The 18,248-nt window shown below is 63.7% G+C and carries 22 protein-coding genes; 12 read left to right on the top strand and 10 right to left on the bottom strand.

Going from position 1 to position 18,248, the window contains the following annotated elements; all coding sequences use genetic code 11:
• Positions 1-58 precede the first annotated feature (58 nt).
• The 5 genes from A3AU_RS0117170 (at position 59) to A3AU_RS0117150 (ending at position 6,285) form a co-directional block, all read left to right on the top strand.
• Positions 59-1,939: a potassium/proton antiporter gene (locus A3AU_RS0117170; protein ID WP_027053955.1), complete on the top strand. Its 1,881-nt coding sequence runs from the start codon at positions 59-61 to the stop codon at positions 1,937-1,939.
• A gap of 157 nt (positions 1,940-2,096) precedes the next feature.
• Complete coding sequence (locus A3AU_RS0117165) at positions 2,097-3,293, top strand: phosphoglycerate kinase (RefSeq protein WP_027053954.1); 1,197 nt, start codon at positions 2,097-2,099, stop codon at positions 3,291-3,293.
• Between the two features lie 150 nt (positions 3,294-3,443).
• Positions 3,444-4,469 carry a class I fructose-bisphosphate aldolase gene (locus tag A3AU_RS0117160; RefSeq protein ID WP_027053953.1) on the top strand — a complete coding sequence of 342 codons (1,026 nt, stop codon included), beginning with the start codon at positions 3,444-3,446 and terminating at the stop codon, positions 4,467-4,469.
• Positions 4,470-4,651: 182 nt separating this feature from the next.
• Entirely contained in the window at positions 4,652-5,410 is a 759-nt protein-coding gene (locus A3AU_RS0117155; protein ID WP_027053952.1) for a DUF899 domain-containing protein, read from the top strand.
• 161 nt (positions 5,411-5,571) lie between these two features.
• Positions 5,572-6,285, top strand: coding sequence for an SGNH/GDSL hydrolase family protein (locus A3AU_RS0117150; RefSeq protein ID WP_027053951.1), 714 nt, complete (start codon positions 5,572-5,574; stop codon positions 6,283-6,285).
• Between the two features lie 37 nt (positions 6,286-6,322).
• On the opposite strand, the gene A3AU_RS1000000139885 is transcribed toward A3AU_RS0117150, so the two are convergent.
• Together A3AU_RS1000000139885 and A3AU_RS0117140 are read right to left on the bottom strand one after the other, a co-directional pair.
• On the bottom strand, positions 6,323-6,502 hold the full coding sequence (locus A3AU_RS1000000139885) for a hypothetical protein (protein WP_032917560.1): 180 nt from the start codon (positions 6,500-6,502) through the stop codon (positions 6,323-6,325).
• A gap of 95 nt (positions 6,503-6,597) precedes the next feature.
• The gene (locus tag A3AU_RS0117140) at positions 6,598-7,551 is read right to left on the bottom strand and encodes a ring-cleaving dioxygenase (protein ID WP_027053950.1); all 954 of its coding nucleotides are present in this window, start codon (positions 7,549-7,551) and stop codon (positions 6,598-6,600) included.
• A 301-nt stretch (positions 7,552-7,852) separates the two neighbouring features.
• Here A3AU_RS0117140 and A3AU_RS1000000139880 point away from each other — a divergent pair, with 301 nt between their 5' ends.
• The 4 genes from A3AU_RS1000000139880 (at position 7,853) to A3AU_RS0117120 (ending at position 9,960) form a co-directional block, all read left to right on the top strand.
• Positions 7,853-8,020, top strand: a complete 168-nt coding sequence (locus tag A3AU_RS1000000139880) for a hypothetical protein (RefSeq protein WP_081709572.1) — start codon at positions 7,853-7,855, stop codon at positions 8,018-8,020.
• A gap of 83 nt (positions 8,021-8,103) precedes the next feature.
• Entirely contained in the window at positions 8,104-8,694 is a 591-nt protein-coding gene (locus tag A3AU_RS0117130; protein ID WP_027053949.1) for a DJ-1/PfpI family protein, read from the top strand.
• Positions 8,695-8,760: 66 nt separating this feature from the next.
• Positions 8,761-9,168 carry a hypothetical protein gene (locus A3AU_RS0117125; protein ID WP_027053948.1) on the top strand — a complete coding sequence of 136 codons (408 nt, stop codon included), beginning with the start codon at positions 8,761-8,763 and terminating at the stop codon, positions 9,166-9,168.
• Positions 9,169-9,240: 72 nt separating this feature from the next.
• The gene (locus A3AU_RS0117120; RefSeq protein WP_027031515.1) at positions 9,241-9,960 is read left to right on the top strand and encodes a helix-turn-helix transcriptional regulator; all 720 of its coding nucleotides are present in this window, start codon (positions 9,241-9,243) and stop codon (positions 9,958-9,960) included.
• Positions 9,961-10,022: 62 nt separating this feature from the next.
• Here A3AU_RS0117120 and A3AU_RS0117115 read toward each other — a convergent pair whose 3' ends face one another.
• From A3AU_RS0117115 to A3AU_RS0117100, 4 genes are all read right to left on the bottom strand, one after another.
• Complete coding sequence (locus tag A3AU_RS0117115; RefSeq protein WP_027053947.1) at positions 10,023-10,715, bottom strand: DUF1013 domain-containing protein; 693 nt, start codon at positions 10,713-10,715, stop codon at positions 10,023-10,025.
• Positions 10,716-10,875: 160 nt separating this feature from the next.
• A complete protein-coding gene (locus A3AU_RS0117110; RefSeq protein ID WP_032917556.1) occupies positions 10,876-11,958 on the bottom strand; it encodes a helix-turn-helix transcriptional regulator in 1,083 nt (360 codons plus the stop codon).
• Positions 11,959-12,281: 323 nt separating this feature from the next.
• The gene (locus A3AU_RS1000000137990; RefSeq protein ID WP_064987068.1) at positions 12,282-12,422 is read right to left on the bottom strand and encodes a DUF1127 domain-containing protein; all 141 of its coding nucleotides are present in this window, start codon (positions 12,420-12,422) and stop codon (positions 12,282-12,284) included.
• 293 nt (positions 12,423-12,715) lie between these two features.
• Positions 12,716-13,726, bottom strand: coding sequence for an NAD(P)H-quinone oxidoreductase (locus A3AU_RS0117100; protein ID WP_027053945.1), 1,011 nt, complete (start codon positions 13,724-13,726; stop codon positions 12,716-12,718).
• Between the two features lie 138 nt (positions 13,727-13,864).
• Between A3AU_RS0117100 and A3AU_RS0117095 the strand changes: the two genes are divergently transcribed.
• From A3AU_RS0117095 to A3AU_RS0117085, 3 genes are all read left to right on the top strand, one after another.
• Positions 13,865-14,059, top strand: a complete 195-nt coding sequence (locus tag A3AU_RS0117095; protein ID WP_027053944.1) for a DUF1192 domain-containing protein — start codon at positions 13,865-13,867, stop codon at positions 14,057-14,059.
• Positions 14,060-14,149: 90 nt separating this feature from the next.
• Positions 14,150-15,397, top strand: coding sequence for an MFS transporter (locus A3AU_RS0117090; RefSeq protein ID WP_027053943.1), 1,248 nt, complete (start codon positions 14,150-14,152; stop codon positions 15,395-15,397).
• Between the two features lie 31 nt (positions 15,398-15,428).
• Positions 15,429-15,692 carry an ArsR/SmtB family transcription factor gene (locus A3AU_RS0117085; protein ID WP_027053942.1) on the top strand — a complete coding sequence of 88 codons (264 nt, stop codon included), beginning with the start codon at positions 15,429-15,431 and terminating at the stop codon, positions 15,690-15,692.
• 36 nt (positions 15,693-15,728) lie between these two features.
• Here the strand turns inward: A3AU_RS0117085 and A3AU_RS0117080 are convergent, their stop codons facing one another.
• The 4 genes from A3AU_RS0117080 to A3AU_RS0117065 form a co-directional block, all read right to left on the bottom strand.
• Positions 15,729-16,193 (bottom strand): SRPBCC family protein, encoded by a 465-nt coding sequence (locus A3AU_RS0117080; RefSeq protein WP_027053941.1) that lies wholly within the window; start codon positions 16,191-16,193, stop codon positions 15,729-15,731.
• A gap of 11 nt (positions 16,194-16,204) precedes the next feature.
• Positions 16,205-16,540, bottom strand: coding sequence for an ArsR/SmtB family transcription factor (locus A3AU_RS0117075; protein WP_027053940.1), 336 nt, complete (start codon positions 16,538-16,540; stop codon positions 16,205-16,207).
• Between the two features lie 5 nt (positions 16,541-16,545).
• Entirely contained in the window at positions 16,546-17,202 is a 657-nt protein-coding gene (locus A3AU_RS0117070) for a glutathione S-transferase family protein (protein WP_027053939.1), read from the bottom strand.
• Positions 17,203-17,303: 101 nt separating this feature from the next.
• Positions 17,304-18,164, bottom strand: a complete 861-nt coding sequence (locus tag A3AU_RS0117065; RefSeq protein ID WP_032917553.1) for an alpha/beta fold hydrolase — start codon at positions 18,162-18,164, stop codon at positions 17,304-17,306.
• Positions 18,165-18,248 lie beyond the last annotated feature (84 nt).

The following is an 18,248-nucleotide window of genomic DNA, read 5'->3' as shown; positions in this document are numbered from 1 at the left end:
CTTCGCCCCACTCTGCCGTAATCCAGGAGACAGAAGAATTTGAGGGGATGATTTAAGAATGGAGCATGCGATCTATCTCGTCACGCTGGTCGGCACGGCGCTCGTTGTCGCCGCAGCGTTTTCGAGCCTGATCGCCTTTCGCTTCGGCGCCCCGCTCCTGCTGCTATTTCTTTGCATCGGGCTTGCCACCGGTACCGACGGACTCGGCATCGAATTCGACAATGCCCGCATCGCTTATTTTGCCGGCTCATTGGCGCTGGCCGTCATCCTGTTCGATTCCGGTTTCGGCACGCCGCTCAACGCTTTGCGGCAGGCGGCGGGGCCGGCCCTGTCGCTAGCGACTGTCGGCGTGCTTCTCACCACCGGCCTGTTCGGCGCCGCCGCCTACTATCTGCTCGACCTGAGTTGGCTGGAATCCTTCCTGCTCGGTGCGGCCGTCGCCTCGACCGATGCGGCGGCCGTGTTCTTCCTGCTGCGCGCCGGCGAGATCAATCTGCGCGAGCGCGTACGTTCCACGCTCGAAGTCGAATCCGGCACCAACGACCCGATCGCCATCTTCCTGACCATCACCCTGGTCGAAGTCATCGCCGCGCACGCCAACCCTGAAACCAATGTCCTCCTCACCAGCCTGATCCTGGGCTTCCTCGTCAACATGGGCCTTGGCGCCCTTGTCGGCGTGCTCGGCGGCTTGGCCATCGTGCGTCTCGTCGACCGGCTCAATCTCGACCATGGCCTGCTGCCTATCTTCGTGCTGACGCTGTCGCTGATGGTCTTTGCCGCCGCCGGCGCGATCGGCGGCTCCGGCTTCCTGGCGGTCTATATCGCCGGACTCATTGCCGGCAATTCCGACATCCGCGCCGTCACCATTCTCAAGCGCTTCCAGGACGGCATGTCGTGGCTGGCGCAGATCATCATGTTCCTGATCCTCGGCCTGTTCGCGACCCCATCGCAATTCCCGGCGATCATGGTGCCGGCTATCGCGCTTGGCTTGTTCCTGATGTTTGTCGCGCGGCCCATCGCCGTCTGGCTCTGTCTGATCCCGTTCCGCCTGCCCCGTCCCGAGGTTGCCTTCGTCTCCTGGGTCGGCCTGCGCGGCGCCGTCTCGATCCTGCTCGCCATCACCCCCCTGCTCGGCGGACTGGAGAATGGCCGCACCATCTTCAACGCCGCCTTCATCATCGTGCTGGTGTCGCTGGTCATCCAGGGCTGGACAGTCGGCCCGCTGGCGCGTCGCCTCGGCCTCATCGTGCCGGCGCGCCTCGGCCCTCTCGACAAGGTCGAACTCGAATTGCCGGGCTCCGCCCATCACGAACTTCTTGCCTATCGTGTGGCGCATGGCAGCCCGGTGGCGCGCGGTGAGCGCATTCCACGCTGGGCACGGCCCTCGCTGGTGCTGCGCGACGGCCGCTCGATGCGCTTCCAGGACATGGGCCGGCTGGCCGCCGGCGACCAGGTCTACATCTTCGTGCCGGACCGCTATCCGCGCCTGCTCGACAAGCTGTTTGCCAGCCGTGCGGTGGTCGACCCCGAGGATGCCGATTTCTTCGGCGCCTTCGCCGTCGATCCGGCCCGTTCGGCCGAGGAACTGGAGGCCGCCTATGGGCCGGGCCTAAGCGAGGCCGAACGCAAGCTGACCGTCGGCGCCTTGGTCACGGCGCGTCTCGGCGGCCATGCCGAATATGCCGACCGCGTGCTGATTGGCCCGATCGAGCTGATCGTCAGGGATGTCGACGACAAGGGCAGGATCACGGGTCTCGGCCTCTCCTTCGAGCCGACAGCGCCGGTCGCGCGGGTTCCGGTGTTCCTCAGCGCCGGCGAAATGGGCGACCGTCTGGGCGCCTTTGTCCGCAACTGGCGCAAGCCAACCGAGACGCAAGAAGCGGCACGGACAGACGAGACCCCGGAGCCACCGGTCGAAAAGGCAACGACCGGCAGCTGACGAGAGCGATCGTTTGCCCTGTCCTGTCCGCGTGGGCGATCTTCACGGACTATGTCCCCGCCCGCCTCAAAATTTCGCACCGCCATCCCAGCCAAGCCTTGCATCGTCGTTGATGCGAGGTATGGTCCCGGCGATTTTCCCGAGGAAAGGAACCGGCATGGCCGCCTTCAAGACACTGGACGATATCGGCAACATCAGCGGCAAGCGCGTGCTGGTGCGCGTCGACCTCAACGTTCCCGTCGCCGACGGCAAGGTCACCGACGCCACCCGCATCGAACGCATCGCACCGACCATCGCCGAACTGTCGGGCAAAGGCGCCAAGGTCATCCTGCTTGCCCATTTCGGCCGACCCAAGGATGGCCCCTCGCCCGAATTCTCGCTTGAGCCGATCGCCAGGGCGACGGCGCAGGTGCTCGGCCGTCCCGTCGGCTTTGCCTCGGATTGCGTCGGCGACACGGCGGGAAGCGCGGTCGCGGCCATGAACAAGGGCGACGTGCTGCTCCTCGAAAACACCCGTTTCTACAAGGCCGAGGAGAAGAACGACCCGGCCTTCACCGAAAGGCTCGCCGCCAATGGCGACATCTTTGTCAACGACGCCTTTTCGGCCGCCCACCGTGCCCACTCCTCGACCGAGGGGCTGGCGCATCTTTTGCCTTCCTTTGCGGGCCGCACCATGCAGGCCGAGCTCGAAGCGCTGGAGAAGGGCCTGGGCAATCCGGTCCGCCCTGTCGTCGCCATTGTCGGCGGCGCCAAGGTCTCGACCAAGATCGACCTGTTGATGAACCTGGTGAAGAAGGTCGACGCGCTGGTCATCGGCGGCGGCATGGCCAACACGTTCCTGGCCGCGCGCGGCACCGATGTGGGCAAGTCGTTGTGCGAGCATGACCTGGCCCCGACGGCCAAGCAGATCATGATCGAGGCGGCCGAGGCCGGCTGCGCCATCATCCTGCCGGTCGATGGCGTCGTCGCCAGGGAATTCAAGGCAGGCGCCGCCTGCGAGACGGTCGCCATCTCCGACGTGCCTGCCGATGGCATGATCCTCGATGTCGGCGCCAAGACCGTGACGACGATCGGCGAATGGATCGACCGCGCCGCGACGCTGGTCTGGAACGGTCCGCTCGGCGCCTTCGAGATCGCGCCGTTCGATCACGCCACGGTGGCGGCGGCAAAACACGCCGCTGCGCGCACCAAGGCCGGCAAGCTGGTCTCGGTCGCCGGTGGCGGCGATACGGTGGCGGCCCTCAACCACGCCGGTGTCGCCGACGACTTCACCTATGTCTCGACCGCCGGCGGCGCCTTCCTGGAATGGATGGAAGGCAAGCCGTTGCCCGGCGTCGACGTGCTGAAGCGCTGAGGCAATTCTCGGCCCAAGCAACGATCCGATCAACTCAAAGCGAGCCGGCGGCGGCGCCGGCACCTTTCAATCGATTCGAGCTTTCCGATGCCATTCCTTTGGCGGTAGACTTCCGTTAAGCGCGGAAAGAACCCCTCCAGGAGAAGCATGATGAGCGAACGTCTCGAAGACATTGCCGCCGCGATCGTCGCCAATGGCAAGGGCCTGCTGGCCGCCGACGAAAGTTCCGGCACGATCAAGAAGCGCTTCGACGTGATCGGCGTCGAATCGACCGCAGACAGCCGCCGCGATTATCGCGAGATGATGTTCCGCGCCAAGGACGCGATGACCAAGTATATTTCCGGCGTCATCCTCTATGACGAGACGATCCGCCAGAAGGCCGCCGACGGGACGCCGCTGGTCGACATCATCAAGGCGGCAGGCGCCATCCCCGGCATCAAGGTCGATGCCGGCGCCAAGCCTCTGGCCGCCTTCCCCGGCGACACCATCACCGAGGGCCTCGACGGCCTGCGCGAACGCCTTGCCGACTACTACAAGCTTGGCGCCCGCTTCGCCAAATGGCGCGCGGTGATCGACATCGACATCGCCAAGGGCGTGCCGTCGGCGACCTCTATCGGCTCCAACACCCATGCGCTTGCCCGCTACGCCGCCCTTTGCCAGGAAGCCGGCATCGTGCCGATCGTCGAGCCGGAAGTGCTGATGGACGGCGCCCATTCGATCGACACGTGCTACGAGATCAGCAAGATGACTTTGCTTAAGCTCTACAACGAGCTCTACGCGGCGCGCGTCGTGCTCGAAGGCACGATCCTGAAGCCCAACATGGTGCTGTCGGGCAAGAAGTCGGGCACGGTGGACAGTCCCGAAAGGGTCGCCGAGATGACCATAAAACTGTTCCGCGAGACGGTGCCGGCGGCGGTCCCTGGTATCGCCTTCCTTTCCGGCGGCCAGGAGGACGAGGAAGCGACCGCCAACCTCAACGCCATCAACGCCATCGGCCCGCATCCGTGGAAGCTGACCTTCTCCTACGGCCGCGCGCTGCAGGCCGCCCCGCAGAAGGCTTGGAGCGGCAAAGCATCGAACGTTGCCGCCGGTCAGGCCGCCTTCACCCATCGCGCCCACATGAATTATCTGGCCGCGCTTGGAAAATGGCAGCCGGCCTTGGAAAAAGCTGCCTGAACCAAGCTTCTTTGCGCACACCAACCCGGGCCATGTGCCCGGGTTTTTGTTTGCCCCCAAAGCATTGGGCCAGAACTTGGGCTCGAGCCCGACCATCCTTATGTCCTGTGCGGTGTTTTCGGCTGCGATGTCGGATTGCGCCCACCTCGAACGTCCTTGGGGTGACCGAGAGGGAGAGGCACATGCATCGCAACAAGGCCGTTTCGCGCGAAGACTGGTTCCGGGCGCACAAGGCGCATCTGGCCCGCGAGAAGGAACTGACGCGGTTGCGCGCGCGTGTTGCGGCCGAACGGCGGGAACTGCCCTGGCTGAAAGTAAGGAAGGACTACGTCTTCGAGACGGAGCAGGGGCCGAAGAAACTGGCCGATCTTTTCGCCAACCTCAGCCAGTTGATCATCTATCACTTCGTGTTCGCGCCGGGCTCCACGCATCACTGCGAAAGCTGTGCCTTCGTCGCCGACCATATGGACGGCGCCAACCGGCATCTGAGACATCACGACGTGTCGCTCGTCGCCGTATCACGGGCGCCGCTTGCGGAGCTGCTGCCCTACAAGCAGCGCATGGGCTGGACGTTCGACTGGGTATCTTCCTATGCCTCGGACTTCAACTTCGACATGCAGGTATCCTTCACCGACAAACAGATCGCATCCGGCGAAGCCGTCTATAATTTCGAAACACCGGTGCTGACGTCGAAGGACCTGCCCGGCACCACTGTCTTCCACAAGGGCGAAACCGGCGACATCTTCCTGACCTTCATGTCACGGGCACGTGGCAGCGAGCAGTTCATCGGCGCCTATCAATATCTCGACATCGTTCCGAAAGGCCGCGACGAAACCGGTCCTTACCGGACCTTGATGGACTGGGTACGGCTGCACGATGAATATGGAAACAGGTCGCAACCGGACGACGCGCGCCTTAGCGCAATTCCAAGAAAAGTGTGACGCGGCTTTCCCTTGGGAATTGCGTCAACACAACAGTTGGAGCGGTTTGCCGTTTCGTGAAACGGTGAACTGCTCCAAGGCACCGGCCGGCGACGCTAGGGCCCGTTCACGGCGGACCAAACATGCGCTAAGCCTGCCGCAAATCGTTCGACGGTATCGCCATGCGCTTCCCCACCTCTCTCACCTGGCTCGCCTTCCCCATCTATGTCTGGCAGGGATTGGGCGTTCGCCGCCGCACCTCGCGCATGCTGCCGGCACAGGGACCGGTCATGCACGACCTTGCCGGCAAGACGCCGGCGGTCTCGCTTCTGGTGCTGGGTGATTCCTCGGCCGCGTCGGTCGGCATCGGCAATTCCGAGGATGGGCTTGCCGCGCAGCTCGCCGTTCTGATCTCGCTACGCACCGGCCGCGCCGTGCGCTGGCGCGCTGCCGGCTTCAATTCGGCGACGTCAGGCCAGATTCGCGACCATGTCCTGCCCAATTTGTCGGCCGATCCGTGGACGCATATCGTGCTCGCCATCGGCACCAACGACACCAAGAATTTCCATTCGGTGCCGCGCTTCAAGAAAGAGTTCGGCGGCCTGCTCTACGCACTGCGCGCCAAATGGCCGGAGGCGCGGGTGGTGTGGTCGCCGGTGCTGGAGTTCACGCGGGCGCCGGCCATGCCGCCGCTGCTCGGCAAGATCCTCGAAATCCGCGCGACCGCGATGAACCGGATGGGCGAACGCCTCTGCCTGGAGCGCGGCGCGGTGCCGGCGCCGCGCCTGCCGATCACGAATCCCGAAGAGGGTTTCGCCTCCGACGGATTCCATGCCTCGGAAGCAGGCTACCGGGCCTGGGCGGAACATCTCGTCGACCAGGTGCTTGCCGGCTGACTTTGCCGCGCCAGTCCTGTCATGCGCAGGAACCGCTCTAAGTCAAATGCCCGAGCACGGCCGCCAGCGAGATCGCCGCCATGGCGAGCAACGCCAGCTTCCAGAAATCGCTGCGGCGCTTGAGCCCGGGCCAGCCGATCGGTTTGATCAGCTGGATGACCATGAAACCAATGATCACAAGGGCGAGGAGTTTCGTCATGCCGCCTTTGACCAGCAACGCGGCTGGCTGTCAAAGTGGTTCGTTCGGTCGCTCGCACACGACAGGCGCCGCGTTCCTGGACCGGAACGCGGCGCGGTTGCCCAGGGAGCGGTCTACTTCAACGGCTTGAGGCCGGCCTCGATCGAGGCGCGCTTCGGTTCGAGGAAGGGCGGCAAGGCCAGGGTTTCGCCGAGCGTCTCCAGCGGCTCATCGGCGGTGAAGCCCGGCCCGTCGGTGGCGATCTCGAACAGGATGCCGTTCGGCTCACGAAAATAGAGCGAGCGGAAGTAGTAACGCTCGACCTCGCCGCTCGACGGCAGGCGGAATTCGGCCAGACGGGCGGTCCACTCATGCAGCGTCTCCTCGTTTGGCGCCCTGAAGGCCACGTGGTGAACCGCACCGGCGCCTTGCCTTGCGGGCGCCAGCCCGGGCTGCACGGCGACATGCAGTTCCGCCGCCGGCCCGCCCGCGCCCATTTCGAAAACGTGGACCTGGCCCTCGCCGTCCGGCGAGGCATAGTCGCGGACCTTGCGCATGTTCATCACCCTGGTCAGCACCGCCTCGGTGTTGGTGATGTCCGGGACGCTGATGACGATCGGCCCGAGCCCACGGATCTGGTGCTCGGCTGGCACCGGGCTCCCTGCCCAAGGGTGGCTGCCGCCTCTGCCGCCATCGCTGACGAGCCGTAGACGCTGGCCTTCGGGGTCTTCGAAATCCAGCGACGGATAGCCACCTATGTCGGCGACCTCCCCTGTCGGGATGTTTTCGTTCGTCAAATGCCGCTTCCACCAGGCAAGGCTTTCCAGACTCCCGACCCTGAGGCCGGTCCGCGCGATGCTGTGTGTGCCGCGCCGTTCGCTGCCAACCGGCCAGTCGAAGAAGGTGAGATCGGTGCCTGGCGTCGCCTCGCCGTCGGCGTAGAAGAGGTGGTAGGCCGATGTGTCGTCCTGGTTGACCGTCTTCTTGACCAGCCGCAAGCCCAGCACCTTCGTATAGAAGTGAAGATTGCCGGGCGCATTGGCGGTGATGGCGGTCAGATGGTGGATTCCTGTCAGTTGCAGGCTCATGGTCGTCTCCCTGGTTTTTGGGAAGAATTTTCTCCTTTCATATCAGAACTCCGGTCATGCCGCTGAAGGCCATCTGTCCCTGACGGTTAGTCGCCATGCGCTGAACAATATCGCCTCGACTATCATCCCGTTGGTGAACAATCGGCATCCCGTGGCGAGGCAGGTTGGCAGCGGGAAACACCCCTCTCCGCCGGGCGACGTGCCGAGCTGAATTATCCTCGTGCGCCCTGCCATCCTCCTGACAGACTGCTGTCAGGAGGGGTGTGCGATACTGTCTTCAGTCAGAGAGAGGAGAATAGCCATGAACGGTTTCACCATTTTGCGCGGCATGCAGCACTATGTTGGCAAGGTTCGCACCATGCGCAACGAAATCCGGACGCAGCGTTTCATGAACGCGCTGCCTGCCGACATCCGAAAGGATATCGGCTGGCCGGATATGTATGCTGAACGTCGCTCCCACCGCAATTGAAGCGAATTCCCGACGTCGATATTGGACATCGACGCGCCACTGCCCAAATATAGGTTCGGCGCGCCGGGGATGGGAGCGAGCTTATGCCCGATCAAAAGATAATCGGCTTCCTTTTCATCGAAGGTTTCGCCGACTGGGAGTATGGGCTGCTTGCGGCCTCGGCGGTCGAATGGTTCGGCGCACGCGCCGTGTCGCTGACGCCTGAAGGCAAGCCGGTGACCGCGATCAGCGGTTTTCGGCTGACGCCCGACCGCTCGACAGCCGTCGAAGAGAATGCCGATCTCGATGCCGTCGCCGTCATCGGGTCCGATCAATGGGCGGGCAAGGCGCCCCCGGATGTCGCCGAGCTGCTCAAAGCCGTTGCAACGAGCGGCGGTGTCGTCGGCGGGATCTGCGCCGGCACGTTGGCGCTGGCCCGGGCCGGCATCTTCGAAGAAGCCAAGCATACGAGCAATGGCCGCGACTGGATCAACGGACATGAAGCCGGCTACGCCGGTGGTCTGAACTATCAGGACGTGCCGTATGCCGTCGCCGACGGCAAAGTCGTTTCCGCGCCGGGTTCGGCACCTGGCACCTTTGCCCTTGCCTTTCTGAACACGCTTTATCCCGAAAGAGCCGGCGATCTCGCACAGATGCGAACGCTGTTCGTGAGGGAATATGCTGAAGCCTCCTGACAGAATGCTGTCAGGAGGTGCATGCGATGGTGGGGGAATGCGCATGGCCGGCCGAGAGGACGATCGATGAAAAGCTGGAACGACAGGCTGGACACGCCTGGCATCAACGGCGTGAAACCAACGCCTCGCACGATGAGTGACGTGGTCGAGGGGCAGCCGATGCTGGTGCCGACTGCTCGCCAGGTCGACGATTTCATCCGTTCGATTCCCGAGGGCGTCGAGATGGACATCCGTGCGTTGCGCACTGCCCTTGCCGTCGAACATGGCGCCGAAGTGACATGCCCGGTCACCATAGGCTATCATCTGCGCACGGTTGCCGAAGCCGCCAACGAAGACCTCGAGCGCGGCATGACGCTGAGCGACGTCGCACCCTTCTGGCGCGTGCTCGATGCCAGGACGCCGACAACGAAGAAACTGTCCTTCGGCGCGGAGTTCGTCGCCGCGCAGCGCAAACGCGAAGGGCTCAAACCGTAATGCATGGCAACTGGAAGTGGACCCGGTCCCGGAGCCACAGCATGCATGGGAAGAACACTGGGGAAGCAAACGATGCGCCGCGCCGACAGGCTCTTTCAGATCGTGCAGCATCTGCGTGGTGGCCGTCTGGTCACCGCCCAGAAGCTCGGCACGTGGCTCGAGGTTTCCGAGCGGACGATCTATCGCGACATAGCCGACCTGCAGTCGACCGGAGTGCCGATCGACGGCGAGGCCGGTGTCGGTTACATGATGAGGGAGGGTTTCGACCTTCCGCCGCTGATGTTCACGCGTGACGAGATCGTGGCGCTGGTTGCCGGCGCGCGGATGGTGCGCGCCTTTGGCGGCGCCGCCATGGCACGCGCCGCCGACGAGGCGTTGGTCAAGATCGGCGCCGTGCTGCCCGATGCCGAAAAAGACCGCATCGCCCGCACCGAGATTCACACGCCGATGTGGGTGGTCAGCGACGCCGCCCGCGAGGCGATCGACCTGATCGAACGTGCGGTCGAAAAGCGCCAGGTGCTGACCGTTGACTACTCGGACGAGGCCGGCCGTAGCACCGCGCGCGACATCAGGCCGCTCGGCCTGTGGTTCTGGGGCAAGGTGTGGACGCTGGTCGCCTGGTGCGAGATGCGGGACGACTTCCGAGCCTTCCGCATCGACCGCATTGCCTCGGTGGTGATCGCCGGCCGCATCTTCAAGCCGGAGCGCGGCAAGCAACTCGCCGACTTCTACCGGGCAGTAGAGCGCAGTGAGGACTACGGCATGGCGCCGGACCGCGTGGCGCGAAGCTGAGATTTGCCAAGCCGCACAAAAAAGCCCGCTCGAAGCGGGCTTTTTCTGGTCTGTTGGAGACCTCACTCGTCGTCGGCGTCTTCGTTCTTCGATTTCAGCGCCGACAGCTTGGCGAACACGGCGTTGGCGTCGAGTTCGGCATCCTCGTCCTTCGGCTTCTCGGCGGCCGGCACCAGTCGCTCGGTCAGGGCGGCGGGCAGCAGCGTGTCGCCAATCGGCTGCGCCTGCTCGCGGCCGCGCGAAGCGCGGTTGACTTCCATATCGAGGTCGATCTGCGAGGCGAGACCCAGCGTCACCGGGTCCATCGGCTGCAGATTGGCCGAGTTCCAGTGCTTGCGTTCGCGGATCTGCTCGATCGTCGACTTGGTGGTGCCGACGAGGCGCGAAATCTGCGCGTCCTTGAGTTCGGGATGGTTGCGCACCAGCCACAGGATGGCGTTTGGCCGGTCCTGGCGCTTCGACAGTGGCGTGTAGCGCGGACCCTTGCGCTTGGATTCCGGCACCCGCACCTTGGGGTCGGAAAGCTTCAGGCGCTGGTTCTGATCTTTTTCGGCGCGCGCGATCTCGTCGCGGGTCAGCTGGCCGGTCATGATCGGATCCATGCCCTTGATGCCTTGCGCCGATTCGCCGTCGGCGATCGCCTTGACCTCGAGCGGATGCAGCCCGCAGAACTGCGCGATCTGCTCGAAGGACAGCGCGGTGTTGTCGACCAGCCAGACGGCGGTCGCCTTGGGCATCAGCAGCGTATTGGCCATTTCCAGAAATCCTTCTCGTTCGCCCGCGTTCCCGCGCGGGCGGTGGTCTAGAGCCACCAAAATGGGAAATTCGCGGCCTGTATAACCGTTCCCGGGTCGTTTCGCAACGTTTTTGGATAGGCGCGGCAAGCGCGCTCGAATGCCTTGACCCCCGGCGACCTCAGCTAAAAGGACCGGCGCTTTTGAGCAGGGCCACGAGATGGCTTTGCTGGCGTGTCCCGGTCTTGGCGAATATTCGTTCCAGATAGGTCCGCGCGGTTTTCTCCGTGATCTTGGAGCCGGCCGCCGCGGCCTTGAGCGAATGGCCTTGCGACAGTGCCGTGGCCAGCCGCGCCTCGGCTGGCGTCAGATCGAACAGTCCGGCAAGCAGCGTTGGCGAAGGCACAAGCGAACTGGCGCTGAGCGTCGTCGCCGCCACCAGAATGTCGGCACCCGAAAAGATCTCGTGCGCCGAACGGCGCAGCGGCAGCATGTGCAGGATCATCGGCGACCGGCTCTCCACGCCCTGCACCGGTATGGAGCGGACGGTCGGCTCCAGATCGTTGCGCGCGGCGACGATGGCCTGCTGGAACAGCCGATTGGCTTCGGCGTCGGCAATGGCCACGCCGCCAAAGGCGGTGGGCAGGAATAGCGAGGACAGGCTTTCGAACAACGCGTTGGCGACCATCACCCGGCCTTTCAGCGACAGCACTGCCGCCGGCAGGCCCATCGCCGTCATGGCGGTAACCGTTCCTTCGGCGCGTTCGAGGCCGAGCCGCCCCGCTATCAGGCCGGCGCGCGCCATGGCTGGCCGCAGGCTGTCGAGCACATCCAGGCTCTTCTGGTCATAGCTGCCTTCACCGAGCCGGCGCTGGAAGACGAAAATCGCCAGTTCGCCGCTCGGCATCGGTATCGCGGTGCAGGCATGTGCGCCGATGCCCATGGCGCGGAGGCGTTGGCGCACCGGATCATTCTCGATCTCGTCCGGTGTCAGGAAAGCCTCGACGTCGACGAAGCTCGCCGGCTGCAGCGCGCACATGCGCGAAACCGCTGTCGAGAACTGCAGCGTATCGCTCGCCAGCAATTCACGTTGCAGATCCTGCAGGAATTGGATCGCCCTGCCGCGAGCGGGCTGGTCGTCACCGAACAGAAACACGGCGCCGCCCACGGAACCCGATACGGAATCGATGTCCTCCAGCACATCAGGCCAGAGATCCGGCACGAAGGCCGCCTCGTAGATCCTGTTCGTCAGGTCGTCGAGCATGGCATGAGCCTCTCCGGGCCGCCTCATCGTCCCCGACGTCAACATGTCAGAGTGGTCGCGGTCAATCATGGATAGGCAAAATGCCACGGAACGGCTCCGTTGGGGCGCCGTCGGTGGGACCGCTTCTCGTTGCTGGCTTTGCGCAATCCTGAGGGAGCAGCGCTGGGCGCGCTCTTGAGATCGGCAGGCAATCACCTGAGATCCCCAAAAAGACAAAACCCGCTGGACAGGGTCCAGCGGGCTCGGAACCGGAAACGGGAAACGTCTGCGACGGCTCTACTTCTCTGTATGCGCCCAGCCTTGCGACCAGGCTACGTCTTAAATCAGATCGCCTGGCGGGCGATCCGTTCGATGTCGGCGCGGTTGATGCCGAGATCGCTGAGCTGACGTGCATTGAGACGGTTCAGTTCGCGCACGGTCTCGTTGTACATGCGCCAGTTACGGAAAGCGCGGATCGGGTTCATGGTAGTCCTCCTGATGGGGTGTTCGTTTCGATGCTGCACAGATAGTGATCATCGATCGGGACTTGAACGGCCGATTTTGCATAGCAATGATGCAAATGCTGCATTGCACCATTAAGCTTCTGTTCATCTCATAGGCAGCGACGCCAATGCCGGGACGTGTCGAGATTCAGGTCAGGCCGAGCCGAGAATGGCGGGATCCGAGAACCGGAGCGGAGCGTACTCAAAGTACGTGAGCACCGGAAGCGCAGGAGGCCACCATTCGCAGGCCGGCCTCACCTGAATATCGGCACGTCCTAGCCGACGTCGAGCACGATCTTCCCGATATGCTCGCCCTCCTCCATCCGCTCATGCGCACGCCAGGCATCGGTGAGCGGGTAGATCATGTCCATGACAGGCGCCACCTTGCGCGTGCCGAGCAGCGGCCACACTTGCGCCTCGAGAGCTGCCGCGATTGCCGCCTTGAATTCGACGGTGCGCGGTCTCAGCGTCGAACCCGTATGGGTCAGCCGCTTGACCATGATCTTGGAAAAATCGGCGCTGGCGACGGCGCCGGCCTGCACGGCGATCTGCACGATGCGACCCTCGACAGCCGCGGCCTCGTAGTTTCGCTGGACATAATCGCCGCCGACCATGTCGAGGATGACATTGGCGCCCTTGCCCTCCGTCGCCTCCTTGACCGCCTTGACGAAATCCTCTTCGCGATAGTTGATCGCGCGATCGGCACCGAGCTTCAGGCAGGCGTCGCATTTGTCCTTCGATCCGGCAGTGGTGATGACATACGCGCCAAAGGCCGAGGCCAGCTGGATCGCCGTCGTGCCGATGCCCGACGAGCCGCCATGCACCAGCAGCGTCTCCCCCTTCTTCAGGCCGCCGCGTTCGAACATATTGTGCCAGACGGTGAAATAGTTCTCCGGCACCGCCGCCGCCTCCGTATGGGTGAAGCCCGCGGGCAGCGGCAGCACGCTGCCGGTGTGAACCTTGACATATTCGGCATAGCCGCCGCCCGGCGTCAGCGCGCAGACCCGGTCGCCGAGGCGCCAGCGTGATATCTCGTCGCCAAGGGCGGCCACTTCACCAGACACCTCGAGGCCCGGCAGATCCGATGCGCCGGGCGGCGGCGGATAGGCGCCCTTGCGCTGCTGCACGTCGGGCCGGTTGACGCCGGCGGCATGCACCTTGATCAGGATCTCTCCGGGGCCGGGCAAGGGGACGTCGCGCGTTTCCGGTTTCAGCACCCGTGGGCCGCCCGGCTCCGAGATCGCGATCGCCGTCATCCTTGCCGGAATTTTCTGTCCGCTCGCCATGAAGTCTCCCGTCCTTCCTCGCCGCATTCTTACCGGCTGTTTGCATCGACGCCCTTGCCCTATGTATGCTGATTGCCAAATCAGGCAAATGGCCAATCTGGTGTGCCCCAATCAGGTGTGACGAAGGGAGGAGCAACGATGGCGATCTTCGACGACGAACCCAAGAAGAAGGCGCGCCCGCACGAGGTCGGGCAGGACCTGTCGTTGCTCTCCGTTGGCGACCTGTCCGAGCGCATCGGCATCCTGCGCGACGAAATCGCCCGGCTGGAGACGGAGCTCAAGGCCAAGGACAACACCAAATCGGCGGCCGAGGCACTGTTTCGCCGCGGATAAGGCCGACGGGCGGAACGGCCCGCCGCTGAAAAGCCGGAATGCGACTGTCTTCAGACCCTGCCTTCCCCCAGAGTCCAGCCGGATCAAAAAATGCTCGCATCCTACCGACCGATCCTCTCTCTACTTCGCGGCACTGCCTTTCTGCTGGCGGCATCGGGTCTGCATGGGCTGTTGTTGCCCCTGCGCGGCCAGGTGGAGGGCTTCTCGACCGCGTCGCTCGGCCTGATGGGCACGGCCTGGGCCGGCGGCTTCGTCACCGGCTGCTTCTTCGCGCCGCGCATCGTGCGCCGCGCCGGGCATGTGCGCGCCTTCGGCGCGTTCGCGGCGTCCGGCGCCATCGTGGCACTGCTCACCGGCCTGGTCATCGACGAATATGTCTGGATCCTGCTGCGCGCCTTTACCGGCTTCACCATGGCCGGCGCCTTCATGGTCATCGAAAGCTGGCTGAACGAGAAAGCCACCAACGAGAACCGCGGCACCGTTTTCGGCCTCTATATGATGGTCACCTACGCCTCGATCATGGGCGGACAGATGATCGTCGCCGGCGGCGACGTGAAATCAGCCTCGCTGTTCATGATCACCGGCATCCTGTTCTGCCTGTCGCTGATCCCGACCGCCGTTTCGACGGCGTCGCACCCCAAACCGCTGCAGGACGTCAAGCTCGACGTCAAAGGGCTCTACGCCAACTCGCCGGTGTCGGCGGTCGCTTGCCTGTTGGTCGGCATCGCCAATGGCGCCTGGGGCACGCTGGGCGCCGTTTACGGCGCCCGTATCGGCATCTCCACCGCCGAGATCGCCTTGATGATGAGCCTCGTGGTCGTCGCCGGTGCCGCCATGCAGTTGCCGGCCGGGCGCCTGTCCGACAAGACCGACCGCCGTTTTGTGCTTGCCGGTGCCGCTTTCGGCGGCGCTCTGGTCGCGGTTCTCATCTTCCTGTTCGAGCCACGCTCCGCCATCTTCGTCATCGTGCTGACCGCCGCCTACGGCGCCTTCGCCTACACGCTCTATTCAATCGCCGTGGCGCATGCCAACGACCACGCCCGCGCGGAGGATTTCGTCAAGGTATCGGGTGGACTGCTGCTGCTTTACGGCTTCGGCACCATGATCGGGCCATTGCTGGCGGCAGCGCTGATGGGCTGGATGCGGCCGGAGGGCCTGTTCCTGGCGACCGCCCTCGCGCATCTGTCCCTGGCCGGCTACACGCTGCTGCGCATCAGCCGCCGGGCCCCGGTTCCGATCGAGGATCGCGATGCGTTCAAGACGCAGCCGGCCGATCGCTCGCTGACGCCGGAAGCATTGCGGCTTGATCCAAGAAGAAAAGCAGAAGCAAACAGTTGAGATTCGAAAAACTTTGCCTCACAAATGAGGAATGATGTTTTCCGACGCCTTCATGGCGATTGCCGACCCCAATCGGCGCCACCTTCTGGAAGAACTTCGACGCGGTCCGAAGACCGTCAACGAGTTGGCCGCCGGGTTGCCAGTCTCACGCCCGGCCGTTTCACAGCATTTGAAAGTGCTGCTCGACGCCGGCCTGGTCAACGCCAAGGCTGAAGGCACGCGGCGCGTCTATACCGTAAGCAATTCTGGCTTCCTGAGACTCAACATCTGGCTCGATCAATTCTGGGAAGCCTGATCTGCTCGCCCTTTGGCATCAATGCCGCCATGACAGTCAAATTTGTACTTTCAGGAAGGCGCCGAGCGCATCGAGAAGTTCGCCTGTTCCATGCTCACGCGTGGCTGAGGTGTCGTGGCCGTCGAGAAAGGCACCCTGTTCCGTCATCACCAGCCGCGTGCCGCCCGCCTCGGCCACAAGCTCGATCGTCGCCAGTGACACGGAGACGCGGGTTTCCCCGAACAGCAGTTCATAGCTGTATACGATGCGCTGGTTCGGCACGATGTCTTGATACACCGCGTTGAAGAAATGCATCTGCCCATCGCTTGGACATCCGGCATTGACCTCCTTGCCGCCGACGCGGAAGTCCATCTCATGCCGGCTGGGCATCGGGTCGTGGGGATCCACGAACCAGCGCCGCTTGGCATCGGGATCGCTGAACGCGGAGAAGACCCTTGCCGGCGCCGCTGGATAGAAGCGCTCGACGACAAAGGTGGAATGGACGACGGATCGCTGGCTCACTGAGGTCTCCTTCAATTTTCGTCTTTGCTTTCGGCCAGAAAATCGCCGAGCCGGTCCAGTCGGCGTTCCCAGGCAAGGCGCCGCTCATTGATCCAGTGTTCGGCCGCCCGCAATGCCGTCGGCTCGATCTGGCAGGTGCGCACGCGCCCCATTTTTTCAGAACGGACCAGACCGCTTGCCTCCAGCACGTTGAGATGCTGGACGACAGCCGACAGCGACATCGCCAGCGGTTCGGCGAGCTGGCTGACCGATGCGGGGCCGCGCGACAGCCGGTCGACCATCTGCCGCCGCGCCGGATCGGCGAGCGCTTGGAACATCAGGTCGAGCTGGGCGGCATCGTGCAGCACCGCGGTCAGCCGTTGTTGTAGGGAAAGAACTTGAAGTAGGGCCGCGCCTCCTCGATCACCCTGGCGAAGGCGGCACGCTGCTGCAGCCGGTCGTGATAACGCTTCACGGCGGGATATTTGTCACCGAACGGCTCGACCTTGTTGGCGTAGAAAAGTGCGGGAGACGCCGCGCAATCGGCCATGGTGAAGGCGTCGCCCACCGCCCAGTTCCTCGATTGCATCTCCTGCTCGATGATGGCGTAGGACGTACGCAGCTGGCCGCGCGCCTGGTCGACGCCAAACGGATCGGTCTTGTGCAGCGGACGCAGCCGGTCGCCGACGATCTTCTGCATCGGTTCCTGCACATAGAAGTCATAGAAGCGGTCGGCCTGGCGGACCGCCAGCGCCAGGTCGATGTCGACGGGAACGAGTTCGACCGGCCCCGGATAATGCGCCGCCAGATATTCCACGACGATCGTCGATTCCAGCACCGTGCGGTCGCGCGCATCGTCGCGCAGCGCCGGCATCTTGCCGGTCGGCGATATTTTCAGGAAGGCGGCGCGCGAGTGCTCGTCGCCGAGATCGACGATGACCGGGTCGAAGGCGATGGCGTTCTCGTAGAGTGCGATCAGCGGCTTCCAGCAGAAGGAGGCCAACGGATGGAAATGCAGCGTCAGGGACATTCTTTGCTCGTTCTGTTTCTCGTTCATCCATGGGCGGGAGCTATGCGCCCGCCAAATCAATACTGAAGCACTTACTTCACTATTGCGACCGGGCTTCCGCGTCAAGGCCGACCCGTGAAATCCCGATTGGACCTGATATGCGCGACGATGGCGGCTTGCATGGCGGGCCAGTCTTGCGGATGCAGTTCGTGGCCGCCGCCTTCAATGCGAAGTAGCCTCCCACCGGCGACCATCTTGGCCAGCGCCTCGCCATGTTCGACCGGAAAGATAGGATCCGATGTGCCGTGGATGACCAGCAGCGGCGCAGCCATCTCGTAGAGGCGGCACTTCCATCCATCACCGCCCTCGAGCGAAAAATGATTGGTAGCGCTCAGGAACCCGCCGGACCTGACATAATCCTGTTCGATGAACGCTCGCATCCGGGTCTCGTCGAACGGATGCGCGGTGCTGGCGATTGCCCTGGCATCCCTGACCATGAAGTCGACCACCTGGCGGCGGTCAGCCCAGTCGACATCGCCACCTTCCGACGAATGTTTGATATAGGCATCGGTCGTCTGCGGCAGATGCGAGGTGTCCATGCCCACCGGCGAACTGCTGATCACGGTCAGCGATGCGACGCGGGAAGGGTGCTTGAGTGCCACGAGTTGCGCGATCATGCCGCCCATCGACATGCCGGCAACATGGGCCCTGCCGACGCCATGGCGGTCAAGCACACCAATTGCATCGTCCGCCATGTCGTCGAATGTATAGGGCGGCTTGCCCGGCGGATATTTGGTCGAGCGGCCGGTATCGCGATTGTCGTAGCGGATGACGTACAGGCCGGCATCCGCGAGGTCCCGGCAGAATGCCTGCGGCCACCACAGCATCGAGGCCATCGCACCCATGATCAGCAGCAACGGGGGATTTTCGGGGTCGCCAAACGCTTCGGATGCGAGCTCGCGGCGATTGATCGTCGTCATCATAAGGTCTCCTCAATCTGATTGCGCTATGCAATCAGTTGCACGATAATAAACCGATATGATATTGCAACCGGTTTTACGGAGAGA

Source organism: Mesorhizobium erdmanii USDA 3471 (assembly GCF_000472705.1).
In the GTDB taxonomy this organism is placed as follows: Bacteria; Pseudomonadota; Alphaproteobacteria; order Rhizobiales; family Rhizobiaceae; genus Mesorhizobium; species Mesorhizobium erdmanii.
The sequence above is the reverse complement of the archived record's forward strand: the minus strand, read 5'-3'. Positions and strand labels throughout refer to the sequence as shown.

What these genes read in the sequence shown, in the direction of transcription:
- A3AU_RS0117155 (WP_027053952.1), top strand. Translation starts at nt 4,652, where the DNA reads ATGCATCGCAACAAGGCCGTTTCGCGCGAAGACTGGTTCCGGGCGCAC.
- A3AU_RS0117085 (WP_027053942.1), top strand. Translation starts at nt 15,429, where the DNA reads ATGATGTTTTCCGACGCCTTCATGGCGATTGCCGACCCCAATCGGCGC.
- A3AU_RS0117130 (WP_027053949.1), top strand. Translation starts at nt 8,104, where the DNA reads ATGCCCGATCAAAAGATAATCGGCTTCCTTTTCATCGAAGGTTTCGCC.
- A3AU_RS0117140 (WP_027053950.1), bottom strand. Translation starts at nt 7,551, where the DNA reads ATGAGCCTGCAACTGACAGGAATCCACCATCTGACCGCCATCACCGCC.
- A3AU_RS0117150 (WP_027053951.1), top strand. Translation starts at nt 5,572, where the DNA reads ATGCGCTTCCCCACCTCTCTCACCTGGCTCGCCTTCCCCATCTATGTC.
- A3AU_RS0117170 (WP_027053955.1), top strand. Translation starts at nt 59, where the DNA reads ATGGAGCATGCGATCTATCTCGTCACGCTGGTCGGCACGGCGCTCGTT.
- A3AU_RS0117090 (WP_027053943.1), top strand. Translation starts at nt 14,150, where the DNA reads ATGCTCGCATCCTACCGACCGATCCTCTCTCTACTTCGCGGCACTGCC.
- A3AU_RS0117115 (WP_027053947.1), bottom strand. Translation starts at nt 10,715, where the DNA reads ATGGCCAATACGCTGCTGATGCCCAAGGCGACCGCCGTCTGGCTGGTC.
- A3AU_RS0117065 (WP_032917553.1), bottom strand. Translation starts at nt 18,164, where the DNA reads ATGATGACGACGATCAATCGCCGCGAGCTCGCATCCGAAGCGTTTGGC.
- A3AU_RS0117165 (WP_027053954.1), top strand. Translation starts at nt 2,097, where the DNA reads ATGGCCGCCTTCAAGACACTGGACGATATCGGCAACATCAGCGGCAAG.
- A3AU_RS0117160 (WP_027053953.1), top strand. Translation starts at nt 3,444, where the DNA reads ATGAGCGAACGTCTCGAAGACATTGCCGCCGCGATCGTCGCCAATGGC.
- A3AU_RS0117120 (WP_027031515.1), top strand. Translation starts at nt 9,241, where the DNA reads ATGCGCCGCGCCGACAGGCTCTTTCAGATCGTGCAGCATCTGCGTGGT.
- A3AU_RS1000000137990 (WP_064987068.1), bottom strand. Translation starts at nt 12,422, where the DNA reads ATGAACCCGATCCGCGCTTTCCGTAACTGGCGCATGTACAACGAGACC.
- A3AU_RS1000000139880 (WP_081709572.1), top strand. Translation starts at nt 7,853, where the DNA reads ATGAACGGTTTCACCATTTTGCGCGGCATGCAGCACTATGTTGGCAAG.
- A3AU_RS0117125 (WP_027053948.1), top strand. Translation starts at nt 8,761, where the DNA reads ATGAAAAGCTGGAACGACAGGCTGGACACGCCTGGCATCAACGGCGTG.
- A3AU_RS0117095 (WP_027053944.1), top strand. Translation starts at nt 13,865, where the DNA reads ATGGCGATCTTCGACGACGAACCCAAGAAGAAGGCGCGCCCGCACGAG.
- A3AU_RS0117070 (WP_027053939.1), bottom strand. Translation starts at nt 17,202, where the DNA reads ATGTCCCTGACGCTGCATTTCCATCCGTTGGCCTCCTTCTGCTGGAAG.
- A3AU_RS0117100 (WP_027053945.1), bottom strand. Translation starts at nt 13,726, where the DNA reads ATGGCGAGCGGACAGAAAATTCCGGCAAGGATGACGGCGATCGCGATC.
- A3AU_RS0117110 (WP_032917556.1), bottom strand. Translation starts at nt 11,958, where the DNA reads ATGCTCGACGACCTGACGAACAGGATCTACGAGGCGGCCTTCGTGCCG.